Origin of the sequence: Paenibacillus contaminans, from assembly GCF_003285015.1 — a bacterium.
GTDB classification, from domain to species: domain Bacteria; phylum Bacillota; class Bacilli; order Paenibacillales; family NBRC-103111; genus Paenibacillus_V; species Paenibacillus_V contaminans.
The window spans coordinates 58,289-77,036 of record NZ_QMFB01000012.1 but is presented as its reverse complement, the minus strand read 5'-3'; the positions used below and the strand labels follow the sequence as shown (position 1 = coordinate 77,036).

Here is an 18,748-nt window from a genome sequence, read left to right as displayed (position 1 = left end):
CGGCATGGAGTCCGTTAAAGGATCGCAGCACTGGCCGAAAGACGGGATGAACGGAAAGCGGCGGTAAACATTGCGTCGAACCGCCGGCCGGCCGATCGCGATATTCCGGAGGAACGTCTTCCAAGCGGAAAAGAAGGTTCGATTCCGAACGCGATCGGACTCTATGACGCCAATTGATAAATATCCTATAATTTACTATAATGATAGGAATTTCATCTAACTAGGGGGGTAACCCTTGAAATATCGATTACGTACGAGGATATGCGGGGCGCTTCTGGCAAGCGGACTGCTCTTGAGCTGTATTTCCGCACCGATGGCCGCGGAGTCAACGGATTTGTCCGGTTATGCGGATATGAAGCCGGACGATAAAGCTTGGTATTACGATACGATGGCGTGGGGAGTCGAGCAGGGCATTGTTTCCGGCTACGAGGAGTCGGGGCAGAAGCTGCTGCGGCCGGAACGGCAGGTGACGGAAGCGGAGTTTTTGGCTATGCTGCTTAGGTTCTTCCCCGATACGAAGGAAGCGGCGGGCCGGCTGGCACGTCCTCAGGCGGAAACGAATTGGTCGGATCCCTTCTACAAAGCGGCTGCCTTGTACCGCGTTCCGGTTACGGGCACGGAGCTTTCCGATCATCGGCATACGCCGGTGCGGCGCGGTCAAGTGGCGCGGATGATCGCCTCCGCATTCGGCCGCGGCTACTCGGTTTCGGAGTCGATCGAGTTCCTGTACGAGAAGAAGCTGTCGGAAGGCAGGACGGGCAAAAGCGTCGAGGGCTTCGAGCAAGAAGGGTTATTGACCCGGGCGGAGGCCGTCCGCTTCCTGGAGCTGCTTGCGCGCGGCGAATACGGCGGGCGTTTCGTCGTGCCGGAGGGCGCCGACCGCAATCCGGCCATTGTCTCCGACAAAGGCAAAGCTTTGAGCAGACTTGGCATCTACTACGGGATTCCCAGTCTGGTAAACGGAGCCGACGGGGATCTTGCGAAGGCTTTGCAGGCATTCGAGCCCTTCGAAATGCTCATATTCGGAAGCGGCGTGGAGGATCCGGAATATGCGGATTATGCACGTTCCTCCAAGGTCGTGACGGCTCTATCCGAGCAAGGCAAGCGCATATTCGGGTACGTGGACCTCGGAGTGTCGACTAGCGATCTGACTTACGCCCGGATGGAGTTGGCCGTCGATCAGTGGAAGAGGCTCGGCGCTTCGGGTATTTACTTGGATGACGCAGGCTACGATTTCGGAGTCACGCGCGAGAGGCAAAGCCATATGATCGACTACATCCACCGCAGCGGGCTTAACGTGTTTTTGGGAGCCTGGAACCCGGACGATGTGAGCGGCGACTACGATGAGAAGGGGAACTACGCTCCGTCATTAGTCGGCGAAGGCGACTGGTATTTGTCGGAGAGCTGGCTGGTCGGCAAAGGGGAATATATGCCTTTCGATTTATGGCAGGACAAGATCGCCAAGAGCATGTACTATCAGGCCAAAAAAGGGATCAGAACCGCCGCCGTCTCCACCGTTGCCGAGGATTCGGCACAAGCGGACGACGGGGGAAGCGAACGTTTCGCTTTCGCCTGGTGGGCGGCCGCGATGTACGGCATTCCTATGCAGTGGACGGATTTCCATTACTCGGCCACTACAAGCACGCTGCATTATTATCCCGACCTTGCGCCGGATTTGGACTTCATAGGCACGGGACGTCCGATTGCCGTTTCCCCTAGTCAAACCATCATGCGCACAGGGGAAGGAGCCATCTCCATCAACGGCGACGGCAAGCGTTTCGGGCGAGCCGCGTACCATTTGCCGACGGGCGGAAAGAAGCCTGTCCCTGGCATGGAGGGCAAAGATTGGGCGAGTATACCGGTATATGCGCAGAACGGACAAAGCGTTTTGAAGGTAGCCGGTTCGGACCAAAGCATCCGCATTTCGTTAACCGGACTCAGGCCTGCTGTTAGAACGCAGCTGCTGATCCATACCGGCAAACCGGCCGGAGAACGGTTGAATGTCGTCCATTGGCAGGGCTACAAGGCGGATATGCTGCTTGAGGGCAATCGTCTGTACAGATATGCCGGCGACGGCAACACGTGGGAGTGGACGCTGATCCGGACGCTCGATGCCTCCGGTTATGCGGCGGATCCGTCCGGGACGGCGATCGGCATCGTGCTCGATAAAGCCGATCTTAGCCTGGAGACCGGAGAGCTCCATCTGCTGCAGCTCGGGTACATAAGCGACGATAAGCCCGATACGGCCATCCCGAGTGCCGATCATCAGGTACCGATGTTTCTGGATCTGTAGAGAGTATGGCAGGGGCTGTCCCAGAGCTTGAGAGCGGAAGGGGGCAGTCCCGAAATATTGAACAAATACGCTTCCAAAACCACTGTTAAAGTGAGGATGGAAGCGTATTTGTTTGCAAATTCAGCACCTTTTTAGCAGCTTTAAGCGGGGATGTATCTTTTCCATTAATTGACCCCATGTCAGTGAATAACTGGAAATGTCGAGAGATTTGTGCGATGCTTGATTCGTGCATTTCTAATATTGCAGCATGATAATCGAGGCATTTATTAATGGGAGGGAATCCGATGTCCGAGGTTAAGCTTACGATTGATTACGATCAGTATGAGGCAGGACGCAAAATGAAAGAGCTTTTGGAAGAACTGGCGAACGGGCCGGAGGGGCGGGAGCTCACTAGTCTCATTATTGGAGATTGGGGCGGCTCTTACGAGAATGATTCGGGAGAGATTGTAGAAACGCTGGTTGCTTGCAAGGACCGCTTTCCGAAACTGAGGAAGCTTTTCATAGGTGATATGGATTCTGAAGAATGCGAAGTATCCTGGATTATGCAAAGCAACCTTGCGCCGCTTCTGTCCGCTTATCCCGAGCTGACGTCGCTGACGATCAAGGGCGGCAGCGGGCTGGAGCTTGAGCCTGCCGGCCACGAAAAGCTGAAGGAGCTCGTTATCATTTGCGGAGGTCTCGGCAAAAACGTTCTTTCCAGCATCGGCAGCGGCCGATTCCCCGAGTTGAACAAGCTGGAGGTGTACTTGGGCGTAGAGGATTACGGCTTTGACGGCGGCCTCGAAGACGTTCTGCCGCTCGCCGAGCCGAGGAGATTCCCCAAGCTGACCTATCTTGGCTTGAAAAACAGCGAGCTGCAGGACGAAATCGCCATCGCGCTGGCCGACGCGCCTATTCTCGATCAACTGCACACGCTTGATTTGTCGATGGGAACGCTGACGGACAAGGGCGCGGAAGCGCTGATCGGGAGCGGCAAGGCGGCCAAGCTGCAGAAGCTCGATTTGAGCTACCATTACATGTCGGACAAAATGATGCTCCGCTGGAAGCAGTCGGGGCTGAACGTAGATATGAGCGATCAACAGGATGCGGACGAAGATGAGGATTACCGGTATCCGTCATTGACCGAATAAGGATGGAGCAATTGCTGGTAATCGGAAATCCCGGGAATCGGCGTACGGCCGGTCTGCAAAAGGCGAGGGCGGCGCTCGGCCTCCCTCCGGCGGTCGTCGTGCCTTATCTTGATCTTCTCCAGGGCAGAGTCTCACTGGAAGCGGCGGCTCATGCAGGCGGGCTGGGGAGCTGCGCCGCCCCAGCCGCTCCGCTGCTGCGGCTGGATGCGCCGGGCGAGCATTTTGAAGTCGAGCGGGAGCTGATTGCGCTCGGTGCCCCCGATCGCACAGGCAGCGACCGCCTGCTGCCGTTCGGCGGCATCCGCGATCCCGATCCATGGTCGGCGGGTGCCGCTTTGGCCTTGAAGGAACAGAAGGGAAGGCTGTATCATCCTTCCCAATGGTTTCGCGGCTTCGGACGCCTGTTGGCCAAGCTCGACAGCGAGGCGGCTGAGCTTTGGCCGGAAGCCGAGTGGATCAATGCCCCCGGCGATATTGCCGGCATGTTTGATAAACGGCACACCCATCGGGTGCTGTCGGCAGCCGGCGTTCCGACGCCGCGGGCGTTGGCCGCGCCGGAAAGCATACCGAACGGCGAAGCGCTGCGGGAAACGATGCTTCGCGAACGGATGCACCGTGTGTTCGTAAAGCTGGCCTCCGGTTCGGGAGCTTGCGGCGTAGTCGCCTATCAGATCAATCCGGCCACCGGAGCGGAGCTTGCGATCACGACTGTCGGCGCAGAGCATTATGTGTCCAGACCGCCGATCTATTACAACTCGATGAAATTGCGGCGGTATACGAAGCGGAATGAAATTCGCCCGATTCTCGACTGGCTTCTGCGCCACGGCGCGCATGTGGAGCAGTGGATCGCCAAAGCCTCGCATGGAGATCGCGCGTTCGATATCCGGCAGCTTGTCGTCGCCGGCGAGGCTTGCCACAGCGTCGCGCGAGTCAGCTCGACGCCGATTACGAACCTGCATCTGCGCAGCGAGCGCATGAGTCCCGAGGCGGCAGGCCTATCCGACGAGGTGCAGGCCGCGGTGAGGGAATGCGCAGTCGGGGCGCTGGCAGCGTTCAAATCCTCGACCGTTGCGGGAGTCGATATTCTGGTTAGCCGCGGGTCGCATCGGCCCTATGCGGTGGATGTCAATCCGTTCGGCGACTTGCTTTATCATGTCTATCATCAGGACTGCGATCCTTATACGTGGGAGATGAAACGGCTGGGCGGGCGCAGACAAGGCCGGGCAACAGCGGCTGCCGCACAAGGAACGGAAGGAAAGGGGGAACTGTCATGATGGACATGAATGCGATTGTCGGCTCCCACGATATCGTGATGATTACGCTGGATACGCTTCGTTATGACGCTGCCGTTCTGGAAGAACGGAACTGTCCGAACTTATGCGGCGGCGGATCGTGGGAGAAGCGGCATACGCCGGGCAGCTTTACTTATGCGGCGCATCACGCCTTCTTCGGCGGATTTCTGCCGACGCCCGCGACGACGGACAAGTCGACGCATATCCGGTTGTTTCATTCCAAGAACACGGGATTCCAAACGCATCCGCATACGTGGCTGTTCGATACCCCGGATATCGTTTCCGGCCTTCAAGCGGAAGGGTACCGGACGATTTGTATCGGCGGCGTCATTTTTTTCACCAAAAAAGTGCCTTTGGCCCGCGTGCTCCCCGGTTATTTTCAGGAAAGCTATTGGCGCATGACGTTCGGCGTAACCAATCCGCGCTCCACGGAGCATCAAGTCAATCACGCGCTCAAGCTGCTTGACCGGACCGAGCAGGAGCAGCGTTTGTTTCTGTTTCTGAACGTATCGGCGATACATGGGCCCAATCACTATTTCGTCGAAGGCGCCAAAAAGGATTCCGTGGAGACGCAGCGCGCCGCACTGCGGTATGTGGACGGCCAGCTGGGGCGGTTGTTCGATGCGCTGCGGAAGCGGAGTCGCCCGGTGTTTTGCCTGGCGTTCTCCGATCACGGCACTTGCTACGGCGAGGACGGCTATGAAGGGCATCGTCTGGCCCATGAAGCGGTATGGAACGTGCCGTACCGCGAATTTATTTTATAATTGCCCGAAGGAAAGGATGTGAACGTAAGATGTACCCTTCCTCTCATGAGAAGGAATCGGCTAGCGACGCTTCGGCAATCCGAAGCTGGAGCGAAAGTCTGCGTTCCGATCCTTATCGCTCTTATTTGTATTCTTACCCGCATAAAACGGCCTACCGTGAGCTGCAGCCGCGCGTCCCGCTTTCGGAGCTGTGGCGCGGGGAGCAGGCGGAGACGTTTTTCCTGTACATGCATATTCCGTTCTGCGGCGCGCGCTGCGGCTTCTGCAATTTGTTCACGCTGCCCGATAAAAGGCGGGATGCGCATCTGCAGTACGTCGATGCATTGGAACGGCAAGCTCGGCAGTGGGCGCCGTTGGTCAGCCATAAGCCGTTTGCGCGTTTTGCGATCGGCGGGGGGACGCCGACGCTGCTTGCACCGGAGCTGCTGGACCGGCTTTTTGACATTGCCGAAGAGATAATGGGGCTGGACCCGGAGAAAGCCTCGATTTCGGTGGAAACGTCGCCGGAAACCGTCACGGAGGACCGGCTTCGCATTCTGAGAGAGCGGCGCGTGGACAGAGTCAGCATGGGCATTCAAAGCTTCATCGAAGCGGAAGCCGCCGCCATTTACCGGCCGCAGATGCCGCTTGAGGTCGAGAGGGCGCTTGAGCTGCTTAAACGGGAGCCGTTCCCGATTCTTAATTTGGATCTCATCTACGGCTTGCCGGGCCAGACGGCGGACTCGTGGCTTTATTCGGTCGAACGGGCGCTTTCATACGGCCCTGAGGAAATATTCCTCTATCCTCTTTATACGCGGGAGCAAACGATCGTAAAGCCGGAGGATATCCGCAAGCGCGGCGGCGATCTGCGTATGGAGTGTTACTTTGCGGCACGCGACTTGCTGCGCCGATCGGGCTACATCCAGCATTCGATGCGGAGGTTCTCCAAGGAGGACGAAGGGTCAGCCAAAACGCTTCTGCCCTACGGCTGTCAGGAGGAAGGGATGGTCGGGCTGGGCTGCGGCGCCCGCTCGTACACCCGCAATCTCCACTACGCCTCCCGTTATGCGGTAGACCGTCAAGCGACCGCCTCCATTATCGCCGATTATGTTGCGGCGGAGCGGTACGATACGGCCGACTACGGCTTCGTGCTGAATGAGGCGGAGCAGAAGCGGAGGTTTTTGCTTAAGGCGGTTTTGCATAGTGAGGGACTGGCGTTTACCGCATATAAGGACCGTTTCGGAAGCGATGTGCGGAACGATTTTCCGGAGCTGGAAATGCTGCTGCAAAGCGGAATGGCTGTCGTCGAGCAGGGAGAGCTGCGGCTGACCGACGAGGGGCTTGCTTATTCCGATGCGATCGGGGATTGGCTGATTTCGCCCGAGGTGCGGGAGCGGATGGAGGGATTTGGATTTGCATGAAAGCGACCGTCTATTACCGGGGCAGCTTGTCCTCCTGCAATTACGATTGCCCGTATTGCCCCTTCAGCAAGAACAAAGACAGCGCCGAGACGCTGGCCAAAGATCGCGCCCAGATCCGCGAATTTGTGGACTGGGTTAGGCGACAGAAGGATGAGGGGCATCGCCTCTCTCTCTTTTTCAACCCGTACGGCGAAGGGCTGATCCATCGCTGGTACCGGGAAGCCATGATCGAATTGTCGCATATGGAGCATGTAGATAAGGTGGCGATTCAGACGAACCTGTCCGCCAGGCTGGATTGGGTGGAACAGCTGGAGGCGCGGAAAGCGGCTTTCTGGGTGACGTATCATCCGGGGCAGACGGGAGAAACGGCTTTCCTCAAGCAGTGCATGACGCTTTACCGGCAAGGGCTGTCGTTCAGCGTAGGCTCCGTGGGCGTGAAAAGCGCCTTTGGCGCCTTGTCGTCGCTCCGGCGATCGCTGCCTGACGACGTCTACATGTGGGTTAACGCCTTCAAGGATAAAAAAAATTATTATACGGAAGCGGATTTCGTGTTTTTACGCGGGATCGATCCGCATTTTGACCGGAATGCCGAGGATTACGCAAGTATGGACAGGGATTGCAATACCGGCTACGACGTGTTTTACGTGCAAGGTCCCGGCCTGGTGAAGCGCTGCTACAAGGATCGAAGCGTGATCGGGCATTTGTACCGCGACGGGTTGACGGGCTTGTCGGCCAAACGGGCATGCCGCATGAAATGCTGCGATTGTTATATCGGTTATATTCATATGCCCGAGCTGCAATTGGATACCGTATATGGCGGCGGCCTGCTGGAGCGAATCGCGGTTAACGGCTCGGCCGGCTAGGGCTGTCCCAAAAGTCGTTTTCGGAATTTTCGGCTTCACTTCACACTTGAATTCGTGTATCAAAAGAACCTTCATTTCCACTAAGATAGTGGTTTTGAAGGTTTTTTCACATCGTTTATGGGATACGATCACTTGAGCGTGCCCTTTTGGGACAGCCCCTCTTTAAACATTTTTAATAGTTTTGTTGTACGCTAATTGTTTTTGAATGCCTAACCTATCTATCTGAATCCAATACTCTGAAATTTTTTCATTTTCTATTTTATATACCGCACTTGCCAATTGTATTACCGGAAGCCCTGTAGGTTTGTATCCGTCAATTTCTCCTACGTGCGTACCGATTTGTTTCCAACGTACATATACTTTATTTCCGTCTGCTATTAATTCTTGAATTTCTATAGAAAAATTACCGTATGCTTCTTTCATTTCTCTTACGTGTTCAGCATAATCTTCAGGCGTTCTCAATACCGTTTGTTCTTCTTCAGATACGATTTGATGTGCTAACACTCGTTCTTCCATTAACTGATTTGAATAATCAGGCTGTTTACCCGATCGTACTTCTTCAAAAAATGTTCTAACAATTTGTTCCGGCGTCATAAACAACCCCCCAACTTATTAACCTAAAACGTTCATAGTTATAGGTGGTTTTAATCCAAACTGCCCCTTTTAAGATGTTCGATCAGTATTTTTTTCAGGATAGCAAGCTGGTGCCCGGGCTCCAGATCGGACTCGAGCATTAAAATGTTTTGCTGCAGCGACAGCTTTCTGGAGAAGAGGCCGAATGTATTGACCACGGTAGTCAGCGTCTCTCTGACCGGAAGGTCGGAACGAAGCGAGCCGTCCTGAATCCCGTCTTGTATGATTCTTGCGTATTCGTGCGAAATTTTGCGGTTCAGCTCATTGAATTGGGCTATATCTTCCAGGGGCTCGGGCGAATGAGCGGCGTAGCTGTCGAAATCCTCCATAAACTTGGTGCTTGAATTGCTGCGTTCCTCGAGCGACGAAATGAAGAAATCGAACAGCCGGTCGAGCTTTTCCAAGCAAGATACGGGCATGTCGGCGATGGAACGGAAGGCGTCCAGCATCGGCTCGAGCATATTTGTGGCAACCGCTACGATCAGCTTTTCCTTTTTGGGGAAATACCGAAAAACGGTCGCGATCCCGATGTTCGCATCTTTGGCGATGTCCTGCATCGTCGTTTTTTCGATTCCCTTTTGAGTAAAAACGCGCTCGGCAGCCGCAAGAATATCGATTAAGCGCTGCTGCTTGCCGGCGAACCGTTCTTTCTCGTACCTTGCTTTCGGATCCATGAAGGTCGATCCTTTCTTTTACCGCAACCGGTATTTGAATTATGAGTATTATATCGTCCGCTTATTCCTTCCGCAAGAAGGAAATTGAGTTCCCGCTTTCGTGGTGATATAATAATAATCATAATGATAGTTAAACTATCATTTGTGTTTTTCAACAAGCGGTTCGTATAGCCATGGGTCAAAATAAAACCTTCAAAGGAGAGTTGAATATGGCACGGTTGACTAATAAAGTAGCGATTATTACCGGTGCGGGAAGCGGCATGGGACGCGAGGAAGCTCTTTTGTTCGCCAAAGAAGGAGCCAAAGTGGTGGCGACCGATATCAACGCAGCCGCCGTACAAGCCGTCGTCAAGGAAATTGAGACAAGCGGCGGGGAAGCGATGGCTTTCGCGCATAATGTCGCTTCGGAAGAGGATTGGATTCAGGTAATCGAAGGCACGGTTCAGCAATACGGCAAAATCGACGCGCTGGTCAACAATGCGGGCATTTCTCATGCCGCGGGGTTATTGGACACGACTGTGGAGCAATGGAATAAAGTGATGAACATTAACCTGACGAGTACCTTCCTTGGCATGAAGCACGTTATTCCGCATATGCAGGCGAATAATGGCGGCTCCATCGTCAACATTTCCTCGATCGCAGGCTTGACCGGCAGCAGCGGCGCAGGCGCTTATACAGCCTCCAAAGGCGGTGTCCGCATGCTGACCAAAGCGGCCGCCGTCGATTTCGGCAAGGACAACATCCGCGTCAATTCGGTTCACCCGGGATTCATCGAAACGCCGATGAGCGCCGAGTTCGTCAATAACGAACAGATGCTGCAATGGTTCCTGTCGCAGACGGCGCTTCCAAGGGTCGGACGAGCTTCCGAGGTGGCGGAGGCGGTGTTGTTCCTGGCTTCCGACGCATCGTCTTATCTTACCGGCGTCGAGCTGCCTGTCGATGGCGGCGTTACCGCGAAGTAAAAGCTTTATATCGGCGAGAAACCTTCAGTTCCGCGCGTCAAGCGGAGCTGAAGGTTTTTTTGGTTTATCGAAGGATATCGTGGAAGCGGCTCTAAACCTCGGGAAACGCGCTCTTCTTCCGGTAAGGGCGGCGAAGTCGCTTATCGTTTCGTTTTTTTCAGATTGAATTAATCCTTAAAATAGATTACTCTGAAATCCAGAGTAAAGGAGGGCGGTACCTTGCAAACCGTTATCAAGCTGGATAATGTGAGAAAGCACTATGGCTCTAAAGTGGCGCTTGACGATATGACGATTACAATCGGCAAAGGCGAGATCTTCGGCATCGTCGGCCCGAACGGAGCGGGCAAAACGACGCTAATCGAAATCATCGAGGGCTTGCGGCTCGCTGACAGCGGATCGGCGACAGTGCTCGGCAAGGATGTCCGCAAGCATGCGGACGAAATCAAGCAGCGCATAGGCGTTCTGCTTCAATCTACGTCCATACCCGAACGGGCCAAAGTGAAGGAGGTTTTCGCTTTATTCGCTTCGTTCTATAAGAAATCCGTCGATCCTCATGAAATCACGCGGTTTCTGGGGCTTGAGGACAAGCAGAATGCCTACGTGAAATCTTTGTCGGGCGGATGGAAGCAGCGGGTGTCGCTGGCGCTCGCTCTGATTAACGATCCCGAAATTGTCTTCCTCGACGAACCGAGCATGGGACTCGACCCGAATGCGCGCGGCGAAATGTGGAACATCATTCACCGGCTAAGGGATGACGGACGAACGATTGTCGTAACGACCCATTACATGGAGGAGGCGGAAACGCTTTGCGACAGGGTGGCCGTCATCGACAAAGGGCGGCTGATCGCACTCGATACGCCTAAGAACTTGATCGCTCAGCTGGGAGGGACTAAGCGAATCAGCTTTAAAACCGACGTGCGGGCGGCGAAGGAGACGTTATCGGCGTTAGCTCATGTCGTACACGTCGAATGGGGGACGGATCTGGTAAAGCTCCATTCCGACGACATGGATCAAACGTTGAAGGGGCTTTTTCAGTTGGCGGCTCAAGAGGATTGGCTGGTGAGCGGGCTTCGATTGGAGGATGCGTCGATGAACGACGTTTTCAGCAAATTGACTGCACAGGAGAGGGGGAATACGGAATGAGCGGCCTTTTGAAGCTGATTGCCTTCGATTTCCGGCTTTATTTCCGCGATTGGCTGACGATTTTTTGGCTGCTGGTTTATCCGGTTCTGATGCTGCTCATATTCGGCTCTATTTTCGGAGATCAGCCCGTCGCCGCGCCAGGCACCAGATACATCGAATCGTATGTGCCCGCGCTGTGCGTTATGAATGTCATGTCCGTTTCGGTATTCACGCTTAATATCAACATGATTACGCAGCGGGAGAACGGCGTGCTAAGAAGATTTCGGGTCAGTCCGCTGAGGGCGTCTGCCGTTCTCGCATCGCACGCCGTACAAGGCGTTTTTCTGGTTCTCGTCGGCGCAATAGAAATTATCGCGGTCGCCAAAATCGTTTGGGATATCCCGGTTTCCGCTTCCGGCCTGCTCACGCTTTTCCTTTGCTTGCTGTTCGGCTGCATCGGCTTCTTTAGCCTCGGATTCGCGATGTCCGGATTGACGAGAACCGCCGGAGGAGCGAGCGGCTTGGCCATGGTCGTTTTCTTCCCGTTCCTGTTCTTATCCGGGGTTGCGATGCCGGTAACGATTTATCCGCCGTTTATGCAGCGGATCAGCGAATGGATTCCGATGACCTATTTCGTGGATTTAGCGCAGGGCGTGTGGCAGGGGAGCGCCTTGACGGCGTTCGGAGTCGAGCTTGCGGTGCTTGCCGGCTTTGCGGCGGTATGCGTCGCGCTTGCGTTTTTGCTTTTTAGATGGGAGAATTAATGTTCCAATCTATTCTCCGCGAGACCGAGGAGTGTTACGAATGAATGGAAATACCGGCGATTCCGCATCCTCGCTGCAAACGAAAGAAGAAGGCTCAGCAGGCCAAGCTTCGCAGCAGGCGCTGCAGGATATCGCATATATGAAGCGGCTCATTGCCAGAAATATGAGTAAGCTTGATCGATCTCCTCCTTATTTATTCATATGGGGCACCTACATCATGCTGGGTTTGGTCGGGATGCAGGTAAACGATACCGTTTGGCCGATTTGGTTCTGGTCCGTCGGCGCCGTCATCGGCGGTGCGCTTTCCGCCCTTGCGGGTATCAAACAATCCCGAAGCGCTGCCGTACAGGAGGGCGGCTCGTACGGGTGGATGTTTTGGCTTCCTTTTGTCATGGTGTTGTTGTCGGGCTGTTTGATGATGGCCATGGGAATTGTAGAAATGGATTACGCGGCTTTATTCTGGATGATGCTTCTCGGTGTTTCTTATGTTTCGTTGGCGCCTCTGGCGGGCAAAGGAACCGTTATTCTCGGCATCTGGTTTATCGCCTTATCGGCATTGACCCGGCTGTTTTTCCTCGATTATCAATATCTCGTGCTGGGCCTGCTCGGCGGCGGAAGTATCGTGGTAACGGGCTTGCTTCTGAAGCGGCGAGGGAGATACCATGAATGAGAATATACTGGACGCCATTGACGATACCATACATGCCAAAGCGCGGCTTGGAATCATGAGCTTGCTGGCCGTCCACAAGGCGTGCGATTTCGTTTTTTTGCGCAAAGAGCTTCAAATGACGGAAGGCAATCTCGGCAACCACATTCGCGTTTTGGAAGAAGCGGGTTATATTCAAGTGACCAAAACGTTCGCCGGAAGACGTCCGAAAACCATTTGCACGTCGACGGAGCTAGGGATGGACATGTTCCGGCAGTATATCGAGGGGCTGGAGAGGATCATTCGCATGGCGCAGGCGGCAATTCCCAAGCCGGATCAAAAATAAGCGGTTGTCGCGGGTGCGGGGCGTTCCTATGCCCTCCGTTGTATAACGGGCTGTTCGGCGGATAGCCGGCATAAAGCTACCCGGCGTTTGCGGCGGTGCAAGAGGACAAGGAGGAGTCGGATGGAACCCTTTACGCTGCGGGTCATCGAAATTATTAAAGGCATCCCGGAAGGCAATGTCATGACTTACGGGCAAATCGCGAAGGAAGCGGGGAGCCCGAGAGGAGCAAGGCAAGTTGTGCGTATTTTACATTCGTCAAGCGGAGCGCATAAGCTGCCGTGGCACCGGGTGGTCAACGCCAAAGGGGAAATCGCCATTCAGAACGAGGAATCGCGGTTTTTGCAGGCGATGTATTTGGAGCAAGAAGGGGTCTCCGTAGACGAAAATGGCCGGATCGAGCTGGAAAGATTCCGGTTCATGCCGGAAAGCTAGCGCCCCATTGACTGTCCGGAATAATAGAACCGCCGAGAGAACTTCTCTTGGCGGTTTTTAGTGTCTGAAGGTTTCGCTTCATTTCATACCGGGAGTCAAAAATCCGATTTTTCATGATGTTCTGTTAGCTGCCGAACAAGCGATCGGAGATGTGGGAATTTGTGGGCAATCGTTGATCACCCTCCCAGACTGCAGGGAGCTTGCGAACTCTTTTGAATCGGAGGAATACGTTCTTCCATAATCTGATCAAGGGGGACTTTGAATGACTGGCGGACAGGCTAGTGAACATGCACGCAGTTTTTTGGTTTCGAACGACATTTTCCATCAACCGGAATTGGATATTTATTCCCAAATGACATATATCGTGTTAAAAAGCTGCTCCTCGGAAGCGCATTTGCCGGAAGTTTCCGATATAGCACGGCTGGGCCGCATGAACGTCAAGCAGGTGTTGAGAGGTTTGCAAACGCTTGTAGAGGTCAAGCTGCTAACGAATAAAATATACCGCCAGATGATCGGCGATTTTCAGGACGACCGGTTATCGTGGGCGGCGAAGGGATTGCTCGCATTTTGCAAGGAGAACCCGAACGGGAATATCGACGAATTGCTGGAGCTCTCGAGCGAGTCGGGCGAGGACGAACATAGCATCCGCAGGGCGCTGAAGGAGCTGGGTCAATACGGGTATTTGGAAGAATACCCCGAATGGAGCAAAATAGCGAGTCCGGTCTAATAGCTGCTAATGCGTAACGAATGTGCAGCGGTAAGCTAAGCGGGATGAGCGAAAGATAAGCGATATAAATGAATAGGGCTGCCCCGAAATATAAAATAAGCTTCCAATCCCACTGCGAAAGGCGAAAGTGGGACTGGAAGCTTATTTGTTCACTCATTTCGCTCTTAAAGCAGAGCAGCCTGCTAGAACGATGCCGGCAGAAGGTTAGCCCTCTTTAACGGCTTTCGACAGCAAGTGATACGATTTCAAGCGGGCCTGATGGTCATAAATTTGTCCGGCGACAATCCATTCGTCGGCTCCCGTTTGCTCCAGGAGAACCTGCAGCCGCTCCCGTACGGTGTCTTTGCTTCCGGCGACGGAGAAACGCAAGGAGTTATGGACATACGCCTTTTCCTGCGGGGTCCATAGCGGCTCCATACTGTCAACCGGCGGGTTCAACATGCCCGGACGTCCGCGGACGATGTTCAGAAACTGCTGCTGCTGCGAGGTAGCCAACCGGCGCGCTTCTTCGTCGGTATCGGCCGTAATGATATTGATGCCGACCATAACATGCGGCTTATCCAGCACCTCCGAAGGACGGAAGCTGCTGCGATACAAATCCAAAGCTGGCAGCAAATAGTCCGGGGCAAAATGGCTTGCAAACGCAAACGGCAATCCGAGCTGGCCGGCCAGCTGTGCGCTGAAGCCGCTTGACCCGAGCAGCCAGATCGGGATGTTCAAGCCTTCGCCCGGGATGGCCCGAACGCCGGGGACGCCTTGGTACTGCGACGGATTCAGGTAACCGCGAAGCTCGCTTAACAGCTCGGGAAAATCATGACCGTCGCTGCCAAGGCCTCGTCGCAGAGCGCGGGCTGCGGGCTGATCGGAGCCCGGGGCACGGCCCAGTCCCAGATCGATACGGCCCGGGTACATCGATTCGAGCGTACCGAATTGCTCGGCAATGACCAACGGAGCATGGTTCGGCAGCATGATTCCCCCGGAGCCGACGCGAATGCTGCTGGTGCCGGCTGCGATATGGCCTATCACCAAGGATGTGGCCGAGCTCGCGATCCCCGGCATATTATGATGCTCGGCAAGCCAATACCGCTTGTAACCCCATTGCTCGGCATGCTGAGCAAGGTCGAGCGAGCGCCGGAAGGAATCCGCCGGCGTGCCGCCGACGATAACCGGAGCGAGATCCAGGATGGAAATCGGGATTTCGCCGAGCGATTTCGTTTCTTTATGTGCAGGTTGGTTTTCATTCATCGTAATGAGTCCTCCTAACCGATTGGTTGGTGCCATGCAAGACGGTAAACGTCTCTATTAGTTATTATTAGATATCACATGAAAAAATACAAGCGTTCGCTTTTTAGTTAGTTGATATATATTATATACTTCCAATGGCGCCAAGCCGAAAATCGCAAAAATAGGCGAATATCGGCCATTTGAACAGATATCCTTATTTTGCATGATTTTTTTTGAAACATTTCGTCAGTTCCAGCGTAATAACGTAGATGGGCATGAGTCAGCTCCACCTTGATTCGGAATCCATGCAAACGTTTTAGACATTACGGATCCGAAGAGAGGAAGTATCGGCTAGATGCAGCGTGAAGAGCATAATGGTTGGAAAGATAATATTGCCCCTTACGAGAAGCCCCTTATCAAATCGAGCGTATGGCAAATGATCAATACGCTGATCCCGTTTTTTTTGTTGTGGTACGGCGCATATTTATGTTTATCCGTTTCTTATTGGCTAACCTTAGCCCTGACAATTCCCGCAGGCGGGTTCTTAATCCGGATTTTTATTATTTTCCATGATTGCTGTCACCGGTCGTTTTTCCGAAGCCGAACGGCGAACGCGGTTGTCGGGACGATAACCGGCATCCTCACCTGCTGCCCGTACAACCAGTGGCGGCACACGCACTCCGTTCATCATGCGACCAGCAGTAACTTGGACAAGCGGGGGACAGGGGATGTTTGGACGCTGACGGTGAACGAATATATAGCGATGCCGTGGTGGCGGCGGCTCGTTTACCGGATGTATCGCAATCCGGTCTTTATGTTCGGTCTCGGTCCTATTTATATTTTCCTTATCGACTATAGATTCAACCGCAGGAAAGCCTCCACCAAAGAGCGGATCAACACCTATATTACGAATATTGGAATCGCAACTATAGCCGGACTGCTTTGCTGGGCGATCGGCTGGCAGGCGTTTCTTATGATTCAAGGCCCAATTTTCCTTATTTCAGGCATATCGGGCATCTGGCTGTTTTACGTGCAGCATCAATTCGAAGATACGTATTTCGAGCACGAAGAGGAATGGGATTACGTCATGGCTGCCATACAAGGAAGCTCTTTCTACAAGCTGCCGAAAATACTGCATTGGATAACCGGGAATATCGGATTCCATCACGTGCATCATTTGAGTCCGCGGGTACCCAACTATCATTTGGAGAAGGTGCACGATACGAACGCTTTCCTTCATAAGGTACCGGCAATCACTTTACTGTCGAGCTTGCGCTCTCTCCGATTCCGTCTCTGGGACGAGCAGAGCAAGACATTCATCGGATTTAGGCAGATTAGAAGGCGGAAGACAAAGCCGCTTGTAGTGCCGAAAATCAAATCCGTAGGGGAATAACCTGCAAAGACCGGAGAGCCTGTGCAACCAGCGGCTTTCCCGGTCTTTTTTTCAAGCGCCGGGCATGAATGATTTTGGCTTTGAGGGGCAATAATTAGCGCAATGCCGCCGATTTCTCGATCGTCTGGAGGTACGGCTTTACTGTAAAAACCTCGCTTGGAAAAATAAACGAAAAAATTATTAATGTATGCGTTATCAAGAAAAATTTTACTTTGTAGTTTTGCCTGGGAAGGATTAGAATGAAGAGGTCAGAAGACGATGAGCCTTGGAACGTTTCTTTTTATAATGTGTGAAAATGTTCACAAAAAAGTTTCTGCGCTGGAAACAGATTAGGACTTGATCGCTAAAAGACGGTACAAGGGGATCGCTTCAAAAGGTAACGAAAATCAGACACATACGCAATGCAAAGGAGGATTTACCATGTCAGAAACATTGACTCAACAACCGCCGAGCGAAACCACAGCAGTGGCCGCACGCGGGGAGCAGCTGGACGTGCTTGATCAGCTGATGAAGCCGGAAATTCAAAGATCGCTTACGGAGCTGGTTGAAAACCTTCCGAAGCTGGCCGAGCTGGTGGCGCTGCTTACTAAAGCATACGACATCGCGGCTACCGTAGCAAACGATCGCGTGCTGATCGACGATTTGAAGGGCGGCTTGGACGAATTCGTGAAGCCGATCCAAGAGAAAGCCAAAGGTATCGCTGCCGCTGCGGTTGAAGCAAGCGACCGTGCAGCGCAAACCGAGAATGCAACGATCGGTCTTTTCGGCATTCTCAAAATGCTGAAGGATCCGCAAGTCCAAAGCATGCTTCGTTTCTCGCAAGCTTTCTTGACTGTAATGGCGGAGAACAAAAAACAAGGGTAATCCGGCACGAAGTGTCCACTCGAATGGAGGATCAGCATGGCTAAGCAAATTTTAATCATCGGCGGCGGGTACGGCGGTTTGTTGACCGCTTTGACGGCGCGTAAATATTTGACTTCCGAGGAAGCGGCGATTACGGTCGTAAACCGTACGCCATTTCATCAAATCGTGACCGAGCTTCACCGTTTGGCCGTCGGCGGATTGAACGAGAAGAATGTAGGACTTCCTCTGGACAAGCTGCTGCGCGGCAAAAACATCGACCTGAAAATCGATACGGTGGAAAGCATTCAATTGGGTCAAAAAACCGTTCAATTGAACAGCGGTCTCATGTTGAGCTATGATTCGCTGATCGTTGCCCTCGGCAGCGAAACGGCGTTCTTCGGCATTCCGGGCTTGGAAGAGAACAGCTTTACGCTGAAATCGATCGAGGACGCAAACAACATCCGCGCGCATGTCGAAGCTCGCATCGAAGCTTACAGCAAATCCCAAAATAAAGCGGACGCTACGTTCGTCATCGGCGGCGGCGGTCTTTCCGGCATCGAGCTGATCGGCGAAATGGTCGATACGCTTCCGTCGGTTTGCCTTTCCAAAGGCGTAGACTTCAACGACATAACGCTTTATTGCGTAGAAGCCGGCCCGAACATTTTGACAGGCTTCGCTCCGGATCTGATCGAGCGCGCCAAAACAAGCCTGGAGAAGCGCGGCGTGAAGGTATTGACAGGCGTTGCCGTTACGGAAGTGCAAGGCACGAACGTTATGCTGAAGGACGGCACGACGATCGAAACGAATACGCTTGTTTGGACGGGCGGCGTTACGGGCAATACGGTAGTGGCAAACTGCGGCATCGAAGTAAACCGCGGACGCGCTACGGTTACGCCTACGCTGCAGTCGACTTCGCATCCGGAAGTATTCCTGGCCGGAGACAGCGCGGTCGTGATGAGTCCGGAAGGCCGTCCATACCCGCCTAGCGCGCAAATCGCATGGCAAATGGGCGAAACGGTCGGCTACAACCTGTTTGCGGCTGAGAAAGGCTTGCCGATGAAGGAATTCAAGCCGGTATTCTCCGGTACGCTTGCAAGCTTGGGCCGCAAAGATGCGATCGGCACGATCGGCGGCAGCCAGCTGAAGCTGAAAGGTACGCCGGCGTCCCTGATGAAAGAGGCGAGCAACGTGCGTTACTTGTCCCACATCAACGGCCTGTTCTCCTTGGTATACTAGAACA

Annotated in this window: 19 protein-coding genes; 16 read left to right on the top strand and 3 right to left on the bottom strand. The window is 53.7% G+C overall.

Annotated features, from left to right (window positions below; translation table 11 throughout):
• Positions 1 to 235: 235 nt before the first annotated feature.
• The 6 genes from DQG23_RS20380 (at position 236) to DQG23_RS20355 (ending at position 7,742) form a co-directional block, all read left to right on the top strand.
• Complete coding sequence (locus DQG23_RS20380; RefSeq protein ID WP_113032721.1) at positions 236 to 2,293, top strand: S-layer homology domain-containing protein; 2,058 nt, start codon at positions 236 to 238, stop codon at positions 2,291 to 2,293.
• Positions 2,294 to 2,577: 284 nt separating this feature from the next.
• The gene (locus DQG23_RS20375; RefSeq protein ID WP_113032720.1) at positions 2,578 to 3,423 is read left to right on the top strand and encodes an STM4015 family protein; all 846 of its coding nucleotides are present in this window, start codon (positions 2,578 to 2,580) and stop codon (positions 3,421 to 3,423) included.
• A 2-nt stretch (positions 3,424 to 3,425) separates the two neighbouring features.
• Complete coding sequence (locus DQG23_RS20370; protein ID WP_192894613.1) at positions 3,426 to 4,697, top strand: STM4014 family protein; 1,272 nt, start codon at positions 3,426 to 3,428, stop codon at positions 4,695 to 4,697.
• Positions 4,694 to 5,479, top strand: coding sequence for an STM4013/SEN3800 family hydrolase (locus tag DQG23_RS20365; RefSeq protein ID WP_113032719.1), 786 nt, complete (start codon positions 4,694 to 4,696; stop codon positions 5,477 to 5,479). The genes DQG23_RS20370 and DQG23_RS20365 overlap by 4 nt, the downstream gene beginning before the upstream one ends.
• A 29-nt stretch (positions 5,480 to 5,508) precedes the next feature.
• Entirely contained in the window at positions 5,509 to 6,879 is a 1,371-nt protein-coding gene (locus tag DQG23_RS20360) for an STM4012 family radical SAM protein (RefSeq protein ID WP_113032718.1), read from the top strand.
• Positions 6,876 to 7,742 carry an STM4011 family radical SAM protein gene (locus DQG23_RS20355; RefSeq protein ID WP_113032717.1) on the top strand — a complete coding sequence of 289 codons (867 nt, stop codon included), beginning with the start codon at positions 6,876 to 6,878 and terminating at the stop codon, positions 7,740 to 7,742. The genes DQG23_RS20360 and DQG23_RS20355 overlap by 4 nt, the downstream gene beginning before the upstream one ends.
• Before the next feature lie 162 nt (positions 7,743 to 7,904).
• Here the strand turns inward: DQG23_RS20355 and DQG23_RS20350 are convergent, their stop codons facing one another.
• Positions 7,905 to 8,336, bottom strand: a complete 432-nt coding sequence (locus DQG23_RS20350; RefSeq protein ID WP_113032716.1) for an ester cyclase — start codon at positions 8,334 to 8,336, stop codon at positions 7,905 to 7,907.
• Between the two features lie 50 nt (positions 8,337 to 8,386).
• Positions 8,387 to 9,049, bottom strand: coding sequence for a TetR/AcrR family transcriptional regulator (locus DQG23_RS20345; RefSeq protein ID WP_113032715.1), 663 nt, complete (start codon positions 9,047 to 9,049; stop codon positions 8,387 to 8,389).
• Positions 9,050 to 9,258: 209 nt separating this feature from the next.
• On the opposite strand from DQG23_RS20345, the gene DQG23_RS20340 reads away from it, so the two are divergent.
• From DQG23_RS20340 to DQG23_RS20310, 7 genes are all read left to right on the top strand, one after another.
• Positions 9,259 to 10,011 carry an SDR family NAD(P)-dependent oxidoreductase gene (locus DQG23_RS20340; protein WP_113032714.1) on the top strand — a complete coding sequence of 251 codons (753 nt, stop codon included), beginning with the start codon at positions 9,259 to 9,261 and terminating at the stop codon, positions 10,009 to 10,011.
• 219 nt (positions 10,012 to 10,230) lie between these two features.
• Positions 10,231 to 11,154, top strand: a complete 924-nt coding sequence (locus DQG23_RS20335) for an ABC transporter ATP-binding protein (RefSeq protein WP_113032713.1) — start codon at positions 10,231 to 10,233, stop codon at positions 11,152 to 11,154.
• Positions 11,151 to 11,897, top strand: coding sequence for an ABC transporter permease (locus DQG23_RS20330; protein ID WP_113032712.1), 747 nt, complete (start codon positions 11,151 to 11,153; stop codon positions 11,895 to 11,897). Before DQG23_RS20335 ends, DQG23_RS20330 begins: the two co-directional genes overlap by 4 nt.
• Before the next feature lie 40 nt (positions 11,898 to 11,937).
• A complete protein-coding gene (locus DQG23_RS20325; RefSeq protein WP_113032711.1) occupies positions 11,938 to 12,567 on the top strand; it encodes a hypothetical protein in 630 nt (209 codons plus the stop codon).
• Positions 12,560 to 12,889 (top strand): winged helix-turn-helix domain-containing protein, encoded by a 330-nt coding sequence (locus DQG23_RS20320; RefSeq protein ID WP_113032710.1) that lies wholly within the window; start codon positions 12,560 to 12,562, stop codon positions 12,887 to 12,889. Before DQG23_RS20325 ends, DQG23_RS20320 begins: the two co-directional genes overlap by 8 nt.
• Before the next feature lie 120 nt (positions 12,890 to 13,009).
• Complete coding sequence (locus DQG23_RS20315) at positions 13,010 to 13,321, top strand: MGMT family protein (protein WP_113032709.1); 312 nt, start codon at positions 13,010 to 13,012, stop codon at positions 13,319 to 13,321.
• 262 nt (positions 13,322 to 13,583) lie between these two features.
• The gene (locus DQG23_RS20310) at positions 13,584 to 14,048 is read left to right on the top strand and encodes a hypothetical protein (protein ID WP_113032708.1); all 465 of its coding nucleotides are present in this window, start codon (positions 13,584 to 13,586) and stop codon (positions 14,046 to 14,048) included.
• Between the two features lie 204 nt (positions 14,049 to 14,252).
• Here the strand turns inward: DQG23_RS20310 and DQG23_RS20305 are convergent, their stop codons facing one another.
• The gene (locus tag DQG23_RS20305) at positions 14,253 to 15,293 is read right to left on the bottom strand and encodes an LLM class flavin-dependent oxidoreductase (RefSeq protein ID WP_113032707.1); all 1,041 of its coding nucleotides are present in this window, start codon (positions 15,291 to 15,293) and stop codon (positions 14,253 to 14,255) included.
• A gap of 334 nt (positions 15,294 to 15,627) precedes the next feature.
• Here DQG23_RS20305 and desA point away from each other — a divergent pair, with 334 nt between their 5' ends.
• The 3 genes from desA (at position 15,628) to DQG23_RS20290 (ending at position 18,744) form a co-directional block, all read left to right on the top strand.
• A complete protein-coding gene (desA, locus tag DQG23_RS20300) occupies positions 15,628 to 16,665 on the top strand; it encodes a Delta(5) desaturase DesA (protein ID WP_113032706.1) in 1,038 nt (345 codons plus the stop codon).
• Positions 16,666 to 17,085: 420 nt separating this feature from the next.
• Positions 17,086 to 17,529, top strand: coding sequence for a helical membrane plugin domain-containing protein (locus DQG23_RS20295; RefSeq protein WP_113032705.1), 444 nt, complete (start codon positions 17,086 to 17,088; stop codon positions 17,527 to 17,529).
• Positions 17,530 to 17,565: 36 nt separating this feature from the next.
• Positions 17,566 to 18,744 (top strand): NAD(P)/FAD-dependent oxidoreductase, encoded by a 1,179-nt coding sequence (locus DQG23_RS20290; protein ID WP_113032704.1) that lies wholly within the window; start codon positions 17,566 to 17,568, stop codon positions 18,742 to 18,744.
• The last annotated feature ends 4 nt before the right edge of the window (positions 18,745 to 18,748 follow it).